A 14,523-nucleotide genomic window follows, 5' to 3' on the forward strand; every position below is an offset into this window, starting at 1 on the left:
GAACGGTTTCCTGAGCAGCCCAACTCCTGATCAAGTGCCTGGGCTTTCCTCGCCACCAACGTCACACGGCCACCTTGGAAGAACCTTCGATGTTTCTTGAACCCTGGGCTCGAAGCGGATCCGCGTTACGCCGAGTGCGCACAGCGAAAGCTGCGGACCATGCGGTGCGTCGGGACGGGCGCGAGCGCTGAACCTGGCGGTGGCGCGGTGCGCTGGTCACCGAGCGGGCAGGGGAACTCCCTGCCGCGAGGTCGGGCCGGAGACCGGCCCGGTACCGGTGGGCCGACAGGAAGCGCAGAACCCGAAACTCAGCTCCGCGGTGATCTTTCCGGATGGGGTGGCCGTGCCGTCCCGGCCTGCCCGGTGCCAACCATGGCGTCGCGCACCGAGCAGGCCGGCGGGCCGCGGTCCGCCGGCGTGTCGAAGCGATCACTGAGGGCAACCGTCCCGGATCCGCAACCGGCGCTTCACAGTTCCGCGCGAGGTCCAGCCGGCCGGGATGAGGGCAGCGTCGTACCGACCGGGAGCGGTCCGCACTCACAAGACCGGACCCGGCCCTGAAGTGGCGGCCCCCCCATCGACACGCCCTGCAGACCGGATCCACGCCAGGGGGGTAGAGCCGAGGTCCGCCACAGGAACGGTGCTGATGGATGCGGAGCTCAACCAGGCCCACCTTCGGAGGAATGCGGCGTCCGCTCCTGGTACAAGTAGGCCGGAGACGGCGGGCCCGCCGGTGAAGCACGTCCGGGGCCTGCCGAGCCTCGACGGTTGCCCAGGGCCGCATCGTCGTCCGCAGCGTTGCCGACCGCTTCGGGAGCGGAAGGCCTGGTCGAGTTCGTCGTGGTGGCGGCCCGCATGCCGCGCCACGCGGCGTAGCAGGCGCAGACCGTCCGTCGGTCCTGCTGCGCAAGGCCGCCGCGCCGGTGTGACGGCCGACGGCCGCCGCTACCGCCCCGGCGTGCTGTCGCGCACGACCGGCTCCGCAGGAAGCAGCAGCCCGCTCACCGGGGCGGCGGCGGGGTCCTCGACGGCGGTGATCAGCCGGTCGACGAGGGCGTGGGCGATGGCGGCCAGGGGCAGGCGCGCGCTGGTGAGGGCGGGCTGGAGCAGTGTGCAGAGCGGGATGTCGTTGAAACCGGTGACGGCGACGTCGCCGCCGACGGTGAGGCCAGCGGCGCGGACGGCCTGGTAGGCGGTGAGGGCGAGCCAGTCGCTTGCGCATACCAGGGCGGTCGGGCGGTCGGGGCCGGTGAGCAGGCGCTGGACGGCGTGGGACAGCGCGGCCGGGTCGTCGTCGGGGACGCCGACCTCGAAGGCGCCGTCGGGGGCGGCGGCCGCGGCCTGCAGGAAGCCGGCCCTGCGGTCGGCGAGCCAGGGCAGGGACGCGGCGGAGTTGAGGTAGCAGATCCGGCGGTGGCCCTGGTCGAGCAGGAGTCCGACCAGGGCGGCGGTGGCGGCGGTGGAGTCGATGTCCACCCAGTTCTGCGGGCGGCCGGGGGCGGTGCGGCCGAAGGCGGCGAACGGGAAACCGGCCTCGGTGAGCACGTCGACGCGGGGGTCGTCGTGGACGACGTCGGAGAGGACGAACCCGTCGACCTGGCGGGCCGCGATCAGTCCGTTGAAGGACCTGGCGACCGCTCCGGCGCCCTGCTGGGGGTCGGAGCGGAACACCAGGATGCGGTGGCCGACCGCGTCGGCGGCGGTCACCAGCGCCTGGAGGAAGCCGCCCATCAGGGGGTTGGGGTCGGCGGGGTTGTCGGCGGGGGCGGGATAGCCGATGACCTTGCGGGTGCCGGTGCGCAGGCTGCGGGCGGACTGGTCGGGCTGGTAACCGAGTTCGTCGATCGCGGCGGTGACCCGGGCGAGGGTGGTGGCGCGCAGCCGGTGGGGTGCGTTGAGGGCGTTCGAGACGGTCTGGCGGGAGACCCCGGCCGCGTGTGCGACGTCCTCGATGGTCACCTGTCGAGCGGTCATCGTTCCTCTGTGGTCGGCGGGCTGGGGGCGGCGGGTGGCTCCCCCAGCCCGCGGTTGTCAGTGCTCGCGGGTCAGGGTGAGCAGGCCACCGGTCGGCACGGTCACCGAGTTCACCCCGGCGACGAGGTCGAGCACGGTCTCGGACAGGATCTCACCACGGCAGTCCTGGACGCGCGCGAGGGCCTGTTCCGGTCGCGTGGCGGTCAGGAGCACCGCAGGGTCGCCGTCCGCGTTGGCGACGAGCAGGGTCTGCGGGCCGTCCTCGGCGTGCCGGTCGGGGAGGGCGACGGGCAGCGGCGCGTAGCGCGCGACCACGGTGGTGTGGTGGCCGTGGGCGCGGACCAGGGGGTAGCCGAGGTCCGGTCGCGTGGGTTCCAGGACGCCGAGTTGGAGGACATCCGCGTACTGGCGGAAGACGCCGAGCCAGAAGCGCAGGGTGGCGAGCTGGTCGGGGCTCTGGGCGGTGAGGTCGACGGAGATCTGCGGCACCGAGAACAGGGCGTTGACGAGATGGACGGCGATGGCCTCGGGCATCTCGGCGGAGTTCCACATGATCATGTCGGCGTGGACGGCGAGCGGGCCCGCGGTGAGTCGGCAGTCGATGGTGCGCTGGCGGTTCTCGGCGGGGCTGAGCGGGCAGTCGGTGGCGCGGATCATGGTGGCGTACGGCCACAGCCCGGGGCTGACGTACGGCTGGCGGTGCTCGACGATCACGTCCGGCCGGGTGCGGCGCAGGCGGGCGTCGAGATCGGCGAGCAGTTGGAGCACGCCCTCGTGGACGGCGGTGTGGTCGGCGCCGGCCGGGGCGGGCGGGGGGGCGGTGACGGCGAAGCGGTCGATGAAATCGAGCTTCAGACCGTCCATGTCCCACTGCTCGACGGCGCGGGAGACCTTCTCGACCAGGTAGGCGCGGACCTCGGGGTGGCGGGGGTCGAGCACGGCCGCTTCCAGGTGGGGCTCCTCGCGCAGGATCATGTCCTGGAAGCGGCCCCAGGCGTCGTTGTGCCGGCCGATGAACGGCAGTGCGTACCACAGGAGGTAGGCGAGGCCGAGCCGGTGGACCTCGGCGACGTGGGCCGCGGGGTCGGGGAAGGCCGCCGGGTTGGGCTCCCAGTCGCCGCAGTGGCCGTAGCCGCGGGCGCGGTCGGTGGTCTGCCAGCCGTCGTCGACGATGATGCTCTCGCAGCCCACGGTCACGGCGAGGGCGGCCTGGCGTTCGACGGCGGCGGTGTCGACGTTCTGGTGGAGGCTGTACCAGGTGGAGTAGGCGGGCATCCGGGCGGCGGGGGCGGTGCCGGGGTGGTCCAGGCCCTCGGCCCACCAGTCGGTGACGTCCCGCAAAGTGGCGGCGAAGTGCCGACCACCGATGTCGATCCGCAGCCGCAGCGGCGGCCCGTCCGGAGTGAGGTCCTCTTCGACGGCAAAGGCGAACTCGCCGCTCTCCTCCACCACGCCGGCGCCGACGCGTACGGGTGCGGAGGTCTCGCCGGCGGCTGCGGTGCACAGAGCGCGGTCGTCGGCGCCGATCAGACTGGCGACGGGGGCGCCCAGGGCGAGCGAGACGGTCCGGGGGGCGATCCAGGACGGCGGCAGCCAGCGTGAGGCGTTGGTGTCCGGGGTCCAGTAGGCGGTGGCCGCGATGCAGGGGACCCGCCATTCGGCGCGGACGGTGGCCGCGGCCGACGCCGTGACCTCGATCAGGACCACGCCGTCGCCGACCGGGGTGACGGCGGTCTCCAGCCGGTCGCAGCCGAGCCCGGTGAGGTGGACGGTGAGCGGGGCGCCGGCGGAGTGGCGCAGGCCGGTGGCGAGCTGCCGGTGGACGACGGTGTCGGAGGTGGCCACGGCCGGCGTGTTCGGGCGCCAGGCCGGGACGGGCTGCTGCGGGGCGGCGTCCTGCGAGGCGGTACCCGGCTCGGTGAGCGCCTGCGGGCTCTCGGCGAGTTCGTCGGTCGGGCGCGGTTCGGTGGTCACGGTGGTCACTCCTTGGTGGCCCCGGCCAGCAGGCCGGAGATGAACTGGCGTTGCAGGACGAGGAAGAGGGCCATCACGGGGATGGCGGCGATGGCGGCGGCGAGCAGGACCTGCGCGTAGTTGGTGGTCGACAGCCCCTGCAGGGTGGCGGTGGCCACGGGCAGCGTGTACATCTCGGGGCTGCGCAGCGCGATCAGCGGCCAGACGAACTGGTTCCAGCTGCCGAGGAAGACGAACAGCGCGAGTGCCGCGATGACCGGCCGGTTGACCGGGATCACGATCCGCCACAGCACCCGCAGTTCGCCGGCGCCGTCGACGCGGGCCGCGTCCAGGAGTTCGTCGGGCATGGAACGCAGTGCCTGCCGCATCAGGAAGATGCCGAACGGAGTGACCAGACCGGGCAGGATGACGGACTGGTAGGAGTCGATCAGGCCCAGGTCCATCATCATCTGGAAGATCGGGATCAGCATCACCGTGTCGGGGATGACCAGGGTGCTGAGCAGCAGGACGAAGAAGAGATTGCGCCCGCGGAACTCGAACTTGGCGAAGGCGTATCCGGCCAGGACCGAGACGGCGACGGCACCGATCGTCTGGACGCCCGCCACCAGCAGCGTGTTGATCAGGACCCGGGTGAGACCGATGGATTCCTGGAGCCCGTGGAGGTTCTCCATGAGGTGGCCGCCGGGCAGCAGTTTCGGCGGCCAGGAGAATACGTCCTTGTCGTCCTGGGTCGCGGCGATGGCGAGCCAGTAGAACGGGCCGACGCAGAGCGCGAAGGCGCCCGCGAGCAGCAGGGTGAGCAGGGGGCCGCGGGGCTTCACCGGCGCTCTCCCATCAGACGCACCTGCAGGATGCCGAGCACGGACACGATCAGCGCGAGCGCGTAGGCGATGGCCGAGGCGTAGCCGAAGTCGAAGTACTTGAAGCCGTTGTTGTAGAGGTACATGGTGACCGTCAAGGTGGCGTTGTCGGGGCCGCCGCCGGTGAGGACGTACGGCTCGTCGAAGAGCTGCAGGGTGCCGATGGTGGAGAGCACGACGGTGAGGAGCAGGATCGGCCGCAGCTGGGGAAGGGTGATGGAGACGAAGCGGCGGATCGGTCCCGCGCCGTCGACCATCGCGGCCTCGTACAACTCGTCGGGAATGCCCTGCAGGCCGGCGAGGTACATCACCGCGTTGTAGCCGGTGTAGTGCCAGGTGATGACGAGGACGACGCCCACTCGGGCCCAGGAGGGGCTGCCGAGCCAGTTCACCCGGTCGACGCCGAACACGGAGAGGACCCAGTTCAGCAGCCCGGCGTCGCGGTTGAGGATCACGGAGAACATCACGCCCGCGGCGACCAGGCCGGTCAGCGAGGGGACGAAGACGCCGAGTCGCCAGAGCGGGCGCAGCCAGACCTTCGTGGAGTTGAGGCCGAGGGCGACGAGCAGGGCGAGGCCGAGCATCAGTGGTACCTGGACGACCAGGATCAGCGCGGTGTTCTTCAGCGCGGTCCAGAACAGCGGATCGTCCAGCAGGCGCCGGTAGTTGGCGAGTCCGGTGAAGCGCCGGTCCTCGCCGTTGCCGGTGGTGAGGCTGATCCAGAGCGAGTCGGCGATGGGGTACGCCTTGAAGATCGCGAAGCCCAGGACGGCGGGCATGATCAGCAGGTAGGGGATGGAATCGCGGGTCAGCAGCCGGCGTCGGCCCGGGCGGGTGCGGCGGGTGCGGCGGGTGTGCGTGGGGGTGCCGCGGTCGGCCGGGGTGGCGGTGGCGGGAGCGCGTTCGGACGGGGCGAGGGACATGGCGGTCAGGCCGCCTGCTGCCGACCGGTCTGCTGGGCGAGCCGTTCGGCGGCGTCCCTGAGGGCACTGGCCGGATCGGCGCCCTTGACCAGCACCTGGCTCTGGGCGTCGCTGGCGAGCTTGAGAGCACGGGTGTAGTCGCCGGTGAAGTTGGTGGCCTCGGACCCGGAACTGAGCGAGTCGACGAAGGAATTCAGCACCTTCTGGCCGCCGTAGAAGGGGTGGGGCGCGCTGAACCTCGGATCGTCGTACGCCGCGCTGAGGGCGGGAAAGACGCCACCGGAGGTGAACATCCGGTTGATCTCGGCAGGCTTGGTGAGCGCGTACTCGATGAAGCGCCAGGCGGCCCGGCGGCGCTTGCTCGATGCGGAGACGGCCAGGTAGGTGGAGTTGACGATGGCGCTGCGACTGCCCCCGGGAACGGCGGCGGGAGGCTGCATGACGCGCCATTTCCCCTTCTGGCCGGGGAACTTGGTGGCCAGATACTCGACGGCCCAGGCGGGGTCCGGAGAGGTGGCGAGCTTCCCCTGGCTGAGCAGGCGCTTCCCGGTGCCCTGGCCCGCGGTGTCGGCGAGCAGGCCGTCGTCGTTGAGCCGCTTGATGACGGTGAGGGCCTGGACGGCTGCCGGGGAGGCGAGCGTGATCTTGCCTTCCTGGTCGAAGTAGAAGGCGCCCTGGAGCTGCATCAGGTTCTGGAAGAAGTCCATGTCCGGGGTGGTGCCGGGCTTGTCGAGCCCGAGCAGCTGGGCCCCGGTGGCGGTGCGGATCTTCGGACCGGCGGTGATCAGGTCGTCCCAGCTGCTGATGCCGGCGGGGTCGACACCGGCCTTGTCGAAGTAGTCCTGCCGGTAGAACAGACCGAGGGGGTTGACCTCCCACGGGAGGGCGTGGGCGGCCTTGTCCTTGCCTATGACGGTCGGCCACAGCCCCTGGACGAAGTCGCTCTTGTACCGGTCGGCCCCGAGTCTGGACAGGTCGGCGAGGCCCTCGGGGAACTTCTCCAGGTAGCCGGGCAGGTAGTCGACACCGATGTGCAGGACATCGGCGAGGCCCTTGCCGCCTGATGCGAGGCCGACAGTGATCTTGTCCCAGATGGCTGGTTCGCCGATGTCCTGGATGTCGACCTTGATGCCGGGGTTGTCCCGCTCGAAGGAGGGGACGACGGCGCGCAGGGCCTTGGCCGCGGTGGTCCAGCTCCAGACGGTGATCCGGCCGCTGTCGCCGTCGGCGCCGGCGTTGCCGCCCGATCCGCTGCTGCCGCAGGCGGCCAGGCCGAGTCCGGCGGCGGAGGCGGTGGCTAACTGGAGCATTTGGCGGCGGCTCAGTTCATGGGACATGTCGGCTCCTGGGGATAGTGGGTTGTGCGGTGAGTGAGGGTGTGCAGTGCCTCGGCGAGCAGGTCCGCCGCGGCGCCCGGGGTGCAGGCGTGGGGAGACAGCCGGATCCACTCGTCGCGGCGGGTGGTGATCAGGCCGGCCGCTTCGAGGGTGTGGTGGACGGTGGCCGGGTCGTGGCCGGGCAGGCGGAAGGTGCCGATGCCGGCGCGTTCGTGAGGGCCGAGTCCGTCCAGCAGGATGTCGGCGCCGGCCCGCCGTGCGCGGTCGAGCAGGTCGGCGAGGGTGGCGCGGATACGGGCGCCGACGGCGGCCGGGCCGCCCTGGTCGAACAGGTCGTCAATGGCTGCGCCGATGGCCGCGGCGGCCGGGAAGTCCGGGTTGGTGGCGAGGTGGGCGGCGGCCCCGGGCAGCGGCGGCGCCGGATGCCGAGGCGCGAAGGGCTCCGCGACGCCGGCCCATCCGCCGAGCCCGGGAGCCAGACGCTCGGCGCACCGGTCGCGGATCAGCAGCAACGCGGCTCCCCAGCCGGCACGTAGCCACTTCTGGCCGCCGCTGACGAGGATGTCGGCGGCGTCCGCTTCGAGTGCGACGGCACCCAGGCCCTGGATGGCGTCGACGATCAGCAGCCGCTCGGGCCCGAGGACCTCCTTGAGGGCGGCGAGCGGCGCCAGGTGGCCGGTGAGCGAGTCGACGGCGCTGACGGTGAGGGCGGTGACGTCGGGAGTGAGGTGGCGGCGCAGGAGGTCGGGGGTGATGTGCCGCTGCCCGGCCGGGTCGACGAGGCGGACCGCGGGGCCGCCGCGTTCGGCGAAGCGGAGCCAGGGGTAGAGGTTGGCGGGGAACTCGCCGCGGGGCACCAGGACGGTACCGGGGCCGTGGAGTGCGGCGGCCACGGTGAACAGACCGTTGCTGGTGGACGGGGCGAGGGCGATCTCGTGCCGACGGGCGTCGAGCAGCCGGGCCGCCGAGGTCCGGGCAGCGTCGCTGAGGGCGAACAGCCGCTCTAGGTCGGCGGGGTCGACGCGGGCGGCGAGCGCGGTCGTGGCGGCGAGCGCGTCGGCGGCCGGGCGGGAGAGCGGGCCGACCCTGGCGTAGTCGAGGTACCCCGCTCTTGGACTGCGGGCGGGAGCCGGACCGGAGGCCGCGGGGGTGGCGGCTTCGGGTACCCGATGAATTTGATCGTTCAAAAATCTGCCCCAATAGAGCTCGGTGCGCGCACTTTCAGAAATTTGAAGGTTCACATTAGGGAGAACGGGGCGGCCCGGCAAGAGGTTCAGCACAACTACTTGCCAGCGAGCCGGCCGGTCGGCCCCGCGCGGGCAGGCGGCATGCGCAAGCCCGTCCCGGTCGCGTGGATCCGGTACGGCGGCGCCCGCGTGATGGCGTGGAACCGCACCCACCCCCGACTGGCCACCCGCTCGGCATGGACGACCACACCGGTGAACTCCCCGGTTCGCAACAACGTCAGCCGGTGTTGACGGCCTCGCGAATGAGGGATGCGAGGCCGGCCTCGGGGGTGCCGCCGCTGGCGCGGTGGGCGGCGAGGTGACCGGGGTGCCGAGGCTGCATGGATGGCCGCGTACGGATGCCTCGGATCGGAGCCGTGAACGTCACAGACAGCCCGTCGCTGCCGTGGATTGTCGTAGACGGCGCCGCTCAGGAAATCGCACCGGTCAGCGCCTACTTGCTGAACCGGATGCTCGACGACGTGAGTCCGCTCCTTCTCCCACCTGGTTCACCGTGCAACGGAGTAGGCCGTTCGGTCCGCTCTCCCACGTCACGGCGTCACGGGCGATTTCGGCGTCGCCTCGCGTTGCAGGGGTGAGTGACCGGCTCGGAGGACGAGCGGCCCCGTTTTCGGCGCGCGCCCCGGCGCCGGACGTGTCTACGGTGGGGTTGGGTCCGGCTCGCTGGGCGTCGGTCTCCCCCTCTGGGAGCGCACCCGTTGGCCGGGAGGGTCGGCGTGACCGCGCGGGGCGGCCGGACCATGTACAGGTATGCACGTGTGCGGAAGGCCCTCTTGCGGTAGCGGGATGCGGGCCGATCCAACTCGAAGCCCCACATGCCCTTGTGGGGCCTGGCCGAAACGAAGAGGCGGTGGAGTGATGTCGCCGCAGTTCATCCCGTACAGCCCGGATGTGGAGATTGTCGAGCCCGACTTCGATGAGGACGTGCAGACCGTGATCGCGCGGATGGAGCGGTACATCACCGATTCGGTGACGGCCGAAGGCACCGGCCAGGCGGTCCGCGACGCGCATGCGAAGGGCTACGGGCTGGTCCGGGGCGAGGTGGAGATCCTTGATGGTCTGCCGGAAGAGTACGCCCAAGGCATCTATGCCACCCCTGGCAGACACGACGCTCTGGTGCGCTTTTCCAACGGTTCCCCTCACGCCGGTGCCGACGCGCGCCTGGGCCGCGCGACCGGACTGGCGCTGAAGATGTTCGGCATTGACGGCCCGACGCTGCTGGAGGACGAACCCGACAGCCGGACATTCGACTACAACACGATCAACGCACCGGTCTTCTTCTGCAACACGGTGCGGCACTACCTGTTCATCCAGGAGCTCTTCTTGGAGGCCGGGGCCTACTTCGCCGAAGGCCGCCGCGGCCGGCACCGCTTCTACCGCGACTACGTGACCGGAAAGGGAACCCTGGAGCCTGAGAAGTGGGCGTGGGAGGAGTTCTTGACCTTCCTGCTCGTCTCGCAGCGGCCCTTGGTCAACGTGCTGCTGTCGACGTACACGACGATGGGAGCGGTCCGGCACGGCGACTACATCGCCAAAGTACGCATCGCTCCGGAGCCCGCTTGCGCTGCCGCCGTGGTGGAGCGCCAGATGGACGTTGCCTCCGCGGCCGAGGTCTTCCGGCCCGCGCTGGTGGCCGAGCTGCGTGAGCGGCCCTACGCCTTCGACGTCCAGGTCCAGCTCTGCGCCGACCTGGAGCGGATGCCGGTCGAGGACCTCACCGTCGAGTGGCCCGAGCAGTTGTCCCCCTACGTCACCGTGGCCGAGCTCCGCTTCCCCCGGCAGGACATTTCCGGGGAGGAGAACCTCAGACGTATGGACGCCCTGTCCTTCACGCCCTGGCGGGTAACCGCCGCCCATCGGCCGCTGGGCAGCATCATGCGGGCCCGTAAAGAGGTGTACCGCCGCTCCTCGCTCCTGCGCCACCGGCTCAACGACCAGCAACGGCGCGAGCCGCGCACCGCGGATGAGGTACTGCCGCTGAAGACCACCGTTCCCCCTCACTGAGAGGACCCGAAAGGACCGCCGGCCGGGTTCGAGTTCCGCCGACCGTATGGAGACAGGATCGCGATGGCAGACAGTACGGATCAGACGCAGGTGCTGGAGCTGGAGGACATCCAGGGCACCCTGCTGCGACAGCGTCCCTCCCCGTACACCGGGGTGTACTTCCTGCTGCGCGTCGACGACCCGGGGGACGGACGCCGGATGCTCGGGCGCCTGTTGCCGCATGTCGCCTCGGCAGCCCGTTGGTGGGACCCGCCGAGCCGGGCCTGGCTGAGTGTGGCGCTGAGTCATTCCGGGCTGCGGGCGCTGGGCGTGCCGCAGGCATCGCTGGATAGCTTCCCCGAAGCCTTCCGCGAGGGCATGGCCGCCCGCGCCGAACGGCTCGGCGACACGGGCGAGAGCAGCCCCGAGCACTGGGACGCCCCGCTGGGCAGCAGCGACGTGCACATCGCCGTGTCCGTCTTCGCTCCCGGCGCCGCGGCACTGGAGTCCCTGCTGGAGGTGGGGCGCGCGGCCCTGCGCGACCTGCCGGGGGTGCGGGTGATCTACCGACTGGAGGCATCCCAGCTGCCGACCGGACGAACCCATTTGGGATTCGTCGACGGAATCGGCGAGCCGGACATCGAGGGCGCCGGGGTGGCCAGCATCCTCCAGACCGGCCGCCACCACTACGGCTACCTGCCCGGCTTCGGCACCCCTATCAAGGCCGGAGAGTTCGTTCTCGGCTACGAAAACCAGCTCGGGCGCCTCACTCCCATGCCTCAGCCCGACGCCCTGGGGCGCAACGGCACCTATGTGGCGTTCCGCAAGCTGCACCTGAAGGTGGCCGACTTCCGCAGTTACCTCAAGGACAACGCCTCCTCGCCCGAGGAGGAGGAACTGCTGGCGGCCAAGATGGTCGGGCGCTGGCGAAGTGGAGCACCCTTGGTCCTCGCCCCCGACCATGACGACCCCGATCTGGCCGCAGACCCCGCACGTGCCAACGACTTCACCTACCGCGAGCAAGACCCGGTCGGCCTGTGCTGCCCCGTCGGCGCCCACATCCGGCGCATGAACCCCCGCGACTCCCTCGCGGACACGATCGTGGATGTGCGCATCCACCGCGCCCTGCGTCGGGGCACCACCTACGGCCCGATGCTCCCCGAAGGACAGCTTGAGGACGACGGCATTGAACGCGGCATCGTGTTCATCTTCATGGGCGCCGATCTCGTCCGGCAGTTCGAGTTCCTCAAAACCCAGTGGGCCAACGACGGCGACTTCGCCGGCCTGGGCACCGAGAAAGACCCCCTTATCGGGGACAACGATGGAACCGGCACGTTCACGATCCCCCGGCGCCCGGTTCGCCGCCGCCTGAAACAGCTGCCCCGCTTCGCCGTCACCAAGGGAGGCGAGTACCTGTTCATGCCCGGCATCCACGCCCTGACGTGGATCATCCAGCTCGACACCTGAAACGGACGGCCGGCCCGTCTTCCAGAAAGGCAACCCGAGATGACCACGAACGTCGACAAACCGAGCCGCCCTGGTCTGAAGTCCGGCCGGACCTACGAGTTCACTCTCTTCTTCGATGTCAAGCCCGGGGAGGGGAATCTGATCCGCGAGGTCTTTCAGCAGCCCGGCTTCGAGGCACACCGCAAGGAGATAGGCGCGCGTATCGGGACGCTGCACGACGCCCGGTGGGTTCTCTTCGACGACGACACCCGCCTGATGTTCGCCACGAACTTCGACGGCGACTGGGACGCCTACATCGATGACTTCGCCGCCCAGGTTCCCGACGTCTTCGACGCCATCCTGCAGCACACCGTGGACTATCCAGGCATCAACGACCCGAACATCAAAGACCACATCGTCGCCCACCAGGCCACCGCCTGCTCGTACCAACGCACCATCCCCGATGCCACCGTCAAGGACCTCCAGAAGGCACTACGCGTCCAGGAAGCCTTCCAGCGCCTGCTCGACGAGGCGAGCTGACCCGGTCACCGGATGCAGCATCGCCTTCCACCGCGCCCATCCGGTCTGACGGAGGCAACCCATGGCAGCGACGACCGCGCGCCCGGAACAACGGCTGCGGACGCCCAGAGCAGCGGGCGTGGTCGGCATCGCGTTCGCCGTCCTGCTGGCCGCCGTCATCGTCCTCGTGCGCATCGTGTTTCCCGCACTCCCACTCACCGCAGACGAGTGGCACACCAGCTCTTCCCACCGGGAGGCTCTTCGGTGGGCGCTGGCCCTGCTGCCGTTCGCTGGCATCGCCTTCTTGTGGTTCATGGGCGCGCTACGCGCCTACGTCGGCAAGGCAGAGGACAAGTTCGTCGCCACCGTCTTTCTCGGCAGCGGCCTGCTGTTCGTCGCGACACTGTTCGCACTGGCCACATCGGCGGGCAGCATGCTCGACGTGACCGCAGCGCGAGGCGGCCCATCACGGCTGACACTGTGGCAGTACGGCCACCACTTCACCTACACCCTGCTCTCCAGCTACAGCATGCGCATGGCCGCCGTGTTCACCCTCTCGACCACAACCATCGGCCGTCTCCTGGGGCTGTTCCCCCGCTGGCTGGTGTGGCTCGGCTACCTCGTCGGCACCGTCCTCCTCTTCGTCGTCGTCAACGTGCGCTGGTCCGAACTGGCATTCCCCTTCTGGGTGCTGATGCTCAGCTGCCACATGCTCACCTCCCCGCGTTGGTCCGAGTAGCCACGTCAGACTCCAGCCGCCGCCCAACGAGCCCGGCGGCTACAGATCTGGCAGACCGGCGTGCCCGTGCGGTTGTCGCCGCAGCCACGCATCTCGGTCCGCGAGCCGGATGCGGCCGACGAGGGGCGAATCCCTTCCTCGGCGGCGGCGTCGAGGCCGGACAGGCCTTGGGAAGCGGGGCCAGGTCCTTGACGGACACGGCCCCGCTACCCCGACGGAGCGTCAGCCCGCCCAGACCTCGGCCTCGTCGGCCGGGACGGTGGTGGCCAGGCCCAGTTCCTTGCGGGCGGCGACCGACTTGTTCGGGTCGATGTCGGTGAATGCCGGGTCGTAGTCGATGTAGAACGCGTCGGCGTCGGCGGCGTTCGCGGCCTTCTTCCAGTTCCCGGCCGCCTTCGTCAGCGTCGCGCGGAGCTTGCCGACCTCGGTGCCCTCGATGCCGTCCAGGCCCTTGACGTGTGCGTCGAGGGCGGCGGCGACGGCCTTGGCCTGCGCCTTGTAGCCGGCCAGGTCGTCCTCGACGGTGTCCTTCTCGGGCTGGTTCGCCCACAGGGCCTCGTAGACCGCGTTCGAACCCTTGAGGTACGTGGTCTGCTCGGGCTTGAGGGACTTCGCGGTGCCCAGCGAGCCGCTGAACGTGCCCTTCTGCGCGGTGTAGGTGCAGCTCACCGCGCGGTCGCCCGTCGCCCAGCTCTCCTTGCTCGGGGTGTAGTAGAAGAGGTCGACGCCCTTGGGGAGCGCCCAGGTGTCCGGGGCGTACTTCTGCGCCTCGACCGGGCAGCGGTTGTCCGCGATCGCCGAGACCCCGTCGTCGCCGGGGTACTCCTTGCCCTTGTCGATCGCGAACTCGCCGACGACCTGGCCCTCGTGCGCCTCGTCGCAGGGCACGATCTCGACGGCGTACGCCGTCCCCTCGACCTTGCCGTTCGGGTTGTAGCAGTCGCCGATGTCCAGCGAGAACACCGAGCGCTGACGAGTCACCTTCTTCGCGCTGTCCTTGGCGCTGTCGACGGCGTCGGAGACGTCCGAGCATCCCACCGCGCCGATCGCGAGCAGGGCGGCAACGGCAGTTATGCCGTGAAGGGAACGATACGGAGCACGGAGTGCCATGACGTGTACATCCTCTTAAATGATCTTTATTGGAGTCGCGCACATCGTATGCCATTCCTGTGACACGGTTGCGCGAGGCCCTCACCTTCGATGGAGGCGGGCAGTGCGGGGCATTCCCGGACGGAGTCGTCGGTATGGACGAAGGCGGCCTCGATGAGCCGGCCCAGGTCGTTCAAGCGGTGGTCGCGGGCCATGCGCAGGCCCTGGCGCAGGCAGGCGACGACGAGGGGGCGGCTGGGGGAGAGGGCGGTGTTCGTGGCCCATCGGTCGCCAAGGGCGGCTTCGAGTTTGCGCATGAGTGCGGGCTTGCCGACACCGCCCACGCCGCGGAAGACGATCGGACGGGTGCGGGGCCGCCTCGAGGTCTGCGGGGCCGAAGCAGGGGAGGGCGGTGATGCGGTGCAGGTGATG

Annotated in this window: 12 protein-coding genes; 4 read left to right on the forward strand and 8 right to left on the reverse strand. The window is 70.2% G+C overall.

The window, feature by feature from the left end; genetic code table 11:
• Positions 1-945: 945 nt before the first annotated feature.
• From ACFYXM_RS32335 to ACFYXM_RS32360, 6 genes are read right to left on the reverse strand one after another with little or no spacing between them, the layout of a single operon-like run.
• Complete coding sequence (locus tag ACFYXM_RS32335; RefSeq protein ID WP_389294774.1) at positions 946-1,974, reverse strand: LacI family DNA-binding transcriptional regulator; 1,029 nt, start codon at positions 1,972-1,974, stop codon at positions 946-948.
• A 57-nt stretch (positions 1,975-2,031) separates the two neighbouring features.
• The gene (locus tag ACFYXM_RS32340; RefSeq protein ID WP_389294776.1) at positions 2,032-3,948 is read right to left on the reverse strand and encodes a glycoside hydrolase family 36 protein; all 1,917 of its coding nucleotides are present in this window, start codon (positions 3,946-3,948) and stop codon (positions 2,032-2,034) included.
• A 5-nt stretch (positions 3,949-3,953) separates the two neighbouring features.
• Positions 3,954-4,769 (reverse strand): carbohydrate ABC transporter permease, encoded by an 816-nt coding sequence (locus ACFYXM_RS32345; RefSeq protein ID WP_389294778.1) that lies wholly within the window; start codon positions 4,767-4,769, stop codon positions 3,954-3,956.
• Positions 4,766-5,731 carry a carbohydrate ABC transporter permease gene (locus ACFYXM_RS32350; RefSeq protein WP_389294780.1) on the reverse strand — a complete coding sequence of 322 codons (966 nt, stop codon included), beginning with the start codon at positions 5,729-5,731 and terminating at the stop codon, positions 4,766-4,768. The genes ACFYXM_RS32345 and ACFYXM_RS32350 overlap by 4 nt, the downstream gene beginning before the upstream one ends.
• A 5-nt stretch (positions 5,732-5,736) precedes the next feature.
• On the reverse strand, positions 5,737-7,068 hold the full coding sequence (locus ACFYXM_RS32355) for an ABC transporter substrate-binding protein (RefSeq protein ID WP_389294782.1): 1,332 nt from the start codon (positions 7,066-7,068) through the stop codon (positions 5,737-5,739).
• A complete protein-coding gene (locus tag ACFYXM_RS32360; protein ID WP_389294784.1) occupies positions 7,053-8,255 on the reverse strand; it encodes an aminotransferase class V-fold PLP-dependent enzyme in 1,203 nt (400 codons plus the stop codon). The genes ACFYXM_RS32355 and ACFYXM_RS32360 overlap by 16 nt, the downstream gene beginning before the upstream one ends.
• Positions 8,256-9,173: 918 nt before the next feature.
• Between ACFYXM_RS32360 and ACFYXM_RS32365 the strand changes: the two genes are divergently transcribed.
• The 4 genes from ACFYXM_RS32365 to ACFYXM_RS32380 all read left to right on the forward strand — a co-directional run bounded on the left by ACFYXM_RS32365 (position 9,174) and on the right by ACFYXM_RS32380 (position 13,002).
• A complete protein-coding gene (locus tag ACFYXM_RS32365; protein WP_389294786.1) occupies positions 9,174-10,319 on the forward strand; it encodes a catalase family protein in 1,146 nt (381 codons plus the stop codon).
• Positions 10,320-10,382: 63 nt separating this feature from the next.
• On the forward strand, positions 10,383-11,765 hold the full coding sequence (locus ACFYXM_RS32370; RefSeq protein WP_389294788.1) for a Dyp-type peroxidase: 1,383 nt from the start codon (positions 10,383-10,385) through the stop codon (positions 11,763-11,765).
• Between the two features lie 39 nt (positions 11,766-11,804).
• Positions 11,805-12,284: a hypothetical protein gene (locus tag ACFYXM_RS32375; RefSeq protein ID WP_389294790.1), complete on the forward strand. Its 480-nt coding sequence runs from the start codon at positions 11,805-11,807 to the stop codon at positions 12,282-12,284.
• Between the two features lie 61 nt (positions 12,285-12,345).
• The gene (locus ACFYXM_RS32380; RefSeq protein ID WP_389294792.1) at positions 12,346-13,002 is read left to right on the forward strand and encodes a hypothetical protein; all 657 of its coding nucleotides are present in this window, start codon (positions 12,346-12,348) and stop codon (positions 13,000-13,002) included.
• Positions 13,003-13,224: 222 nt separating this feature from the next.
• On the opposite strand, the gene ACFYXM_RS32385 is transcribed toward ACFYXM_RS32380, so the two are convergent.
• Complete coding sequence (locus tag ACFYXM_RS32385; RefSeq protein ID WP_389294794.1) at positions 13,225-14,112, reverse strand: septum formation family protein; 888 nt, start codon at positions 14,110-14,112, stop codon at positions 13,225-13,227.
• Between the two features lie 26 nt (positions 14,113-14,138).
• A complete protein-coding gene (locus ACFYXM_RS32390; protein ID WP_389294796.1) occupies positions 14,139-14,408 on the reverse strand; it encodes a hypothetical protein in 270 nt (89 codons plus the stop codon).
• Positions 14,409-14,523 lie beyond the last annotated feature (115 nt).

Source organism: Streptomyces sp. NPDC002476 (genome assembly GCF_042889785.1).
Taxonomy (GTDB): domain Bacteria; phylum Actinomycetota; class Actinomycetes; order Streptomycetales; family Streptomycetaceae; genus Streptomyces.